This is a genomic window from Gammaproteobacteria bacterium (genome assembly GCA_028817255.1).
Lineage (GTDB): Bacteria > Pseudomonadota > Gammaproteobacteria > Porifericomitales > Porifericomitaceae > Porifericomes > Porifericomes azotivorans.
In genome coordinates, this window is the sequence record JAPPQA010000151.1 from 1 (window position 1) to 4,213 (window position 4,213).

General features: G+C 62.3%; 7 protein-coding genes. 6 read left to right on the plus strand and 1 reads right to left on the minus strand.

The features are described from left to right. From OXU43_06480 to OXU43_06505, 6 genes are all read left to right on the plus strand, one after another. On the plus strand, positions 1-186 hold a 186-nt coding region (locus OXU43_06480; protein ID MDD9824799.1), incomplete at its 5' end, for a Na+/H+ antiporter subunit E. Between the two features lie 29 nt (positions 187-215). Then, positions 216-464 (plus strand): monovalent cation/H+ antiporter complex subunit F, encoded by a 249-nt coding sequence (locus OXU43_06485; protein MDD9824800.1) that lies wholly within the window; start codon positions 216-218, stop codon positions 462-464. A 1-nt stretch (position 465) separates the two neighbouring features. Continuing rightward, positions 466-774, plus strand: coding sequence for a monovalent cation/H(+) antiporter subunit G (mnhG, locus tag OXU43_06490; protein ID MDD9824801.1), 309 nt, complete (start codon positions 466-468; stop codon positions 772-774). Beyond that, a complete protein-coding gene (locus OXU43_06495; protein ID MDD9824802.1) occupies positions 771-1,337 on the plus strand; it encodes a DUF4040 domain-containing protein in 567 nt (188 codons plus the stop codon). Before mnhG ends, OXU43_06495 begins: the two co-directional genes overlap by 4 nt. 107 nt (positions 1,338-1,444) lie before the next feature. After that, positions 1,445-1,843, plus strand: coding sequence for a Na(+)/H(+) antiporter subunit B (locus tag OXU43_06500; protein ID MDD9824803.1), 399 nt, complete (start codon positions 1,445-1,447; stop codon positions 1,841-1,843). A gap of 191 nt (positions 1,844-2,034) precedes the next feature. Then, complete coding sequence (locus tag OXU43_06505; GenBank protein ID MDD9824804.1) at positions 2,035-2,676, plus strand: glutathione S-transferase family protein; 642 nt, start codon at positions 2,035-2,037, stop codon at positions 2,674-2,676. Positions 2,677-3,023: 347 nt separating this feature from the next. Here OXU43_06505 and OXU43_06510 read toward each other — a convergent pair whose 3' ends face one another. Then, positions 3,024-3,854 carry a hypothetical protein gene (locus tag OXU43_06510; protein MDD9824805.1) on the minus strand — a complete coding sequence of 277 codons (831 nt, stop codon included), beginning with the start codon at positions 3,852-3,854 and terminating at the stop codon, positions 3,024-3,026. Between the last annotated feature and the right edge of the window lie 359 nt (positions 3,855-4,213).

Sequence of the window (4,213 nt, forward strand, 5' to 3'; positions counted from 1 at the left end):
GCCGGGCAGAGGAGCGAGTTAGGGCGGGTGGTGCACGCCAACTCCATTACCCTGACCCCCGGCACCGTCTCCATAGAGGTGGACGAAGACTGGATTGACGTGCATAGCCTGGAGGGCGCCGCTCCCGTGCTGGAGGAGGGCGAGATGGACCGTCGGGTTTGCGCCCTGGAGAGGCCGGTACGGTGACGATCGCCGCCGTAGCGCTGCTGACCGCCATGCTGCTGACGCTGCTGGCTGCCATGCGCGGCCCGTCGCTCTATGATCGCCTGTTGGCGGCGAACACCTTCGGCACCGTCACGGTGCTGTTTATCGCCGTGCATGGCTTCCTGGACGGCCGCCCGCAATTTCTGGACACAGCGCTGGTCTATGCCCTGATGAACTTCATCGGCACTTTGGTCGTGCTGAAGTTCTTCGAGTACGGCGACATAGGCCGGGGTTCCGCCGACGAGGAACCGGATCTCTGAGATGGAAGAGTTGCTCCTCGTGGTTTCCCGCGCGCTGCTGGCGGCAGGCAGTTTTTTTGTCCTGGTGGGCGTCGTCGGCCTGTTGCGTCTGCCGGAATTTTTCACTCGTCTGCATGCGGCGGGCGTGACCGATACGCTGGGCGTCATACTGGTCCTGGCCGGACTGATGGTGCAGGCCGGTATCGGCCTGGTTTCGCTAAAGCTGCTGCTGATCCTGCTGTTGATCCTCTTTACCACTCCGGCCACTACGCACGCCCTGGCCAAGGCCGCCCTGCACGGCGGCATGCGTCCCATGCGGGGCGGCCAATGATCGGCGAGGCCCTGCCGCACCTGCTGTTGCCGCTGTTGCTGTTGGCGGCGCTGGCCATCCATGCCGTGCGCAGCCTGTTCGCGGCGGTGGTGTTGACCGGCATTTTCAGCCTGCTGACCGTGGCCCTGTTTGTCTCGATGGACGCGGTGGACGTCGCCCTGACGGAGGCCGTGGTCGGGGTGGGGATCGCGGTGGTGCTGCTGCTCGGCAGCCTGGCGCTGACCGGCGGCGAGGAGCACGTGACGCCGGGGCCGCCGCCCGGCCGCAGGCTGTTGGCGCTGGCCGTCTGTCTGCTCTGCGTCCTGCTGCTTTGCTACGGCAGCCTGGACATGCCGCCCTTCGGCGCCGCCGCCGCCCCCGTGCATTCCCACCTGAGCCCCCGTTACCTGGGGGGAGAGTTGTCCGAAGTGCCGAACGCGGTTACCGCCGTGCTGGCGAGCTACCGCGGCTACGATACCCTGGGCGAGTTAGCCGTGATCTTCACCGCCGGCGCCGCCGTGCTGACCTTGATCGGCCGCGGCCGCCGCCGCCCGGGCCGGGCCCCCGGCGACCCCCGGCCGTAGGAGGCGCCGTGACCGGGGAGCGAGGCAACGGCCGCCCGCGTACAGCGACAGCGTTGGCGCTTGCCGCCCGCCTGCAGCAGGCATGGGCGAGGGTATAATCGAGGGCGATGGAACACCATTTGGTACTCAGGGCCGTCGGGCGATTGCTGATGCCCTTTATTCTGCTCTTTGCCCTCTATTTGCAGATGCACGGCGAATACAGCCCCGGCGGCGGCTTCCAGGCCGGCGTCGTATTCGCCGCCGGTTTTATACTCTACGCCCTGTTTTTCGGGGTTCGCAACGTGCAACGCATCCTGCCGATCTCCTGGGCGCGGGCCGGCATGGCCCTTGGCCTGCTGCTGTACCTGGGCGTCGGCCTGCTCTGCATGCCGGACGGGCGGTTCCTGGACTACGACACGCTCCCCGTCGGCGGCCAAGTGCTGGGCATCTTTTTGGTGGAGTTCGGGGTGGGGCTCACGGTGGCCTCCGCGATGCTCCTGTTCTTTTACGTATTCGCCCATCCCTGAGCGCGGCGCATGGCGCCTGATCGTTGCCCCCGGCGATCTCGCCAGGCAGACGAAACGCTGGGCCCTTGAGCGGCCAGCGGCCGCCGCGATAGTCGCAAACGAATGAGTTCGCGCCCGGCTGCATTGGTTTTTAATGCCGGGTTCAGTATAAAATGGCCTCGATTTTTCATATCTGGACGGAGGATAAAAGCATGCTGAAAATTTACGGATTCGAACTGTCCATGCCCGCAAATCGCGTGCGGATGGCGGTCAACGCGATGGGGCTGGAGCACGAATATATACGGGTCGATCTGAGCAAGGGCGAACAAAAGTCGCCCGAGCACATGCGTCTTCACCCGGCCGGCAAGGTCCCCGCGATGGACGACGACGGCTTTGCCCTATTCGAGAGCGGCGCCATCTTGAGGTACCTGTGCCGCAAAAGCGGCTCCGATTACTACCCCGCGGAACCGCAAGGGCAGGCGCTGGCCGATCAATGGGGCGACTTTGCGGTTCTGCATGTCCAGGCGCCCATGAGCCGGGTGCTGTTCAACAAAATCATCGCGCCGCGCGTCGGGTTGGAAGTGGACGAACGCTCCATGCAGACCGGCTACGAGTTTCTGGAGCAGTCCCTGCCGGTCGCGGAGGCGCAGCTGGGCAAGGCGGATTACCTGGCCGGAGGCCGGATGACGATCGCCGATTTCTGTCTCCTGGCGGCGGTGGACCCCGCCGATGCGATCGGGTTGGACCTGGGGCAGTACCGCCGTCTCGCGGCCTGGCGCAAGGCCCTGGTCTCCCAGGCATTCTACCGGGACGTCCACGCCTTTTTCGGCGCGGGGATGCTGGAACGGCAATAGACTTGTAGTCGCGCCGCGGCCCGCCGAGTGCGCTGGGCCGTCGCGGGGGCGGGGTCAAGGGCCATAGCATCGGCTGTCTCCGGGAGCAAGGTATAGCCAGATATATTAGATTATGGCTATAAAAGTCAGAGCTCCTCGGGGGCGATGGGGCATAGCTAAATATATTATTTTATGGCTATAGCATCGGACAGCGCCGGGAGATGCCATGATATAGCCGTTTATATTGCCTTATGGCTACAAGAATTGTTTCTTGGGCGCGGCGCTTCAGGCATCGTGGCGGCGGCACGGTTCGTCCCGCGGTTGCCGCCGGCAGGCCGTCATTGGCTGTCTGGCAATAATCCTTTGGATTATTTGCGTATCGGGGGGCTTATCGGGGGGCGTGCATTGATAACCCATGCGGCAAATGCCTCGTTGTCCAAAGACCATGTGTTGCCCCATTTGCGCGCGATGTTTTCTCTACTCAGTTTCTGCAGGGCCGACTGAACACGATGGATCGGGGGGGCGCCCTCGCCCATCCATTCGCCGAGCCTCTGCCTCGTTTCCTTGCTGTAAGGTTTATTGGAGCCTTGCGCCAGGGCGCGGGCAACGGCCTGTTGGATTGGGGTCATAGAGCGCCAAGCTTCCGGAAAACTGGATTGGAGGGCTTTCTTGACGATGAAAGCTTCCAGTGCCTTGTTTAGGCCCTTTGCGGTGTGCATAAGGTAGGTAATGAAGGAGCAGAATAAATAAGGGTTTCGACTGAGCCGGCCGAAGGCGCGGATAGCCGGTTGCGGTTTAATTTGGCGGCTCTGTTTTTTGTTGAATATTTTTACCGTGTGTTCGACGAAATCGTTGCCGAGCCGGGGCAAATCTATCGGCGACGCGAAATGAAAGAATGGCGCCTTCCGTTCCGAGAACATGGCCTTTAATCCTGCCAGCGACGAACCGGTAAAAACAATGGCCAGGCCATCGCGGTGTTTGTCGAGGCTGCTGCGCAGCGCGGCGACCAGCGGTTGCAGGCGCCGGTCTCCGCCCAGCTCCTGCACTTCGTCAAAAAGGAGTATGACGGGTTTTCGGCGGTCGGCAATTTTACCGAGCAAATCGTCCAGATAAAGGTACACGTCGGGAGGCGGTTGGTTTTGCAGCGTTCGCAGGCTGATCTTCATGCCCGGCAGGGTTATGGATTGCGCCAGATCCATTACCGCTGCCCTGGCCGCATCCCAGGACCAATCCCGTTTGCGGGAAGTCTTGAGCGCGTGCAGGATCGTCGCCAGCGGGTTGGGGGACTGCATGAAATCTACGTAGATTACGCGATGCCCTTTGCTGTGCGCGTATGGGCCGAGGTCGTAGCGCAGGAATTCGCTCTTGCCGGTTCGTCGGGGCGCGAACAGCGTTAAGGCCCGGGTAGGTCCTTCAATGAGTCGGCGCAAGGTGTCCGCGGCAAACTCCTTGCGCGGGAAGTGCCAAAACTCATTGTCGCGCAGAAAGTCTTCGGGCTCGTGAACCGCCCACGGCATAATAGCCAATTATATTTTTTTATGGCTATAACCGCAAGGCG

Excerpts from the sequence above, each read along its gene's own strand:
- OXU43_06485 (MDD9824800.1), top strand. The coding sequence starts at position 216 with ATGCTGCTGACGCTGCTGGCTGCCATGCGCGGCCCGTCGCTCTATGAT.
- mnhG (MDD9824801.1), top strand. The coding sequence starts at position 466 with ATGGAAGAGTTGCTCCTCGTGGTTTCCCGCGCGCTGCTGGCGGCAGGC.
- OXU43_06495 (MDD9824802.1), top strand. The coding sequence starts at position 771 with ATGATCGGCGAGGCCCTGCCGCACCTGCTGTTGCCGCTGTTGCTGTTG.
- OXU43_06500 (MDD9824803.1), top strand. The coding sequence starts at position 1,445 with ATGGAACACCATTTGGTACTCAGGGCCGTCGGGCGATTGCTGATGCCC.
- OXU43_06505 (MDD9824804.1), top strand. The coding sequence starts at position 2,035 with ATGCTGAAAATTTACGGATTCGAACTGTCCATGCCCGCAAATCGCGTG.
- OXU43_06510 (MDD9824805.1), bottom strand. The coding sequence starts at position 3,854 with ATGGATCTGGCGCAATCCATAACCCTGCCGGGCATGAAGATCAGCCTG.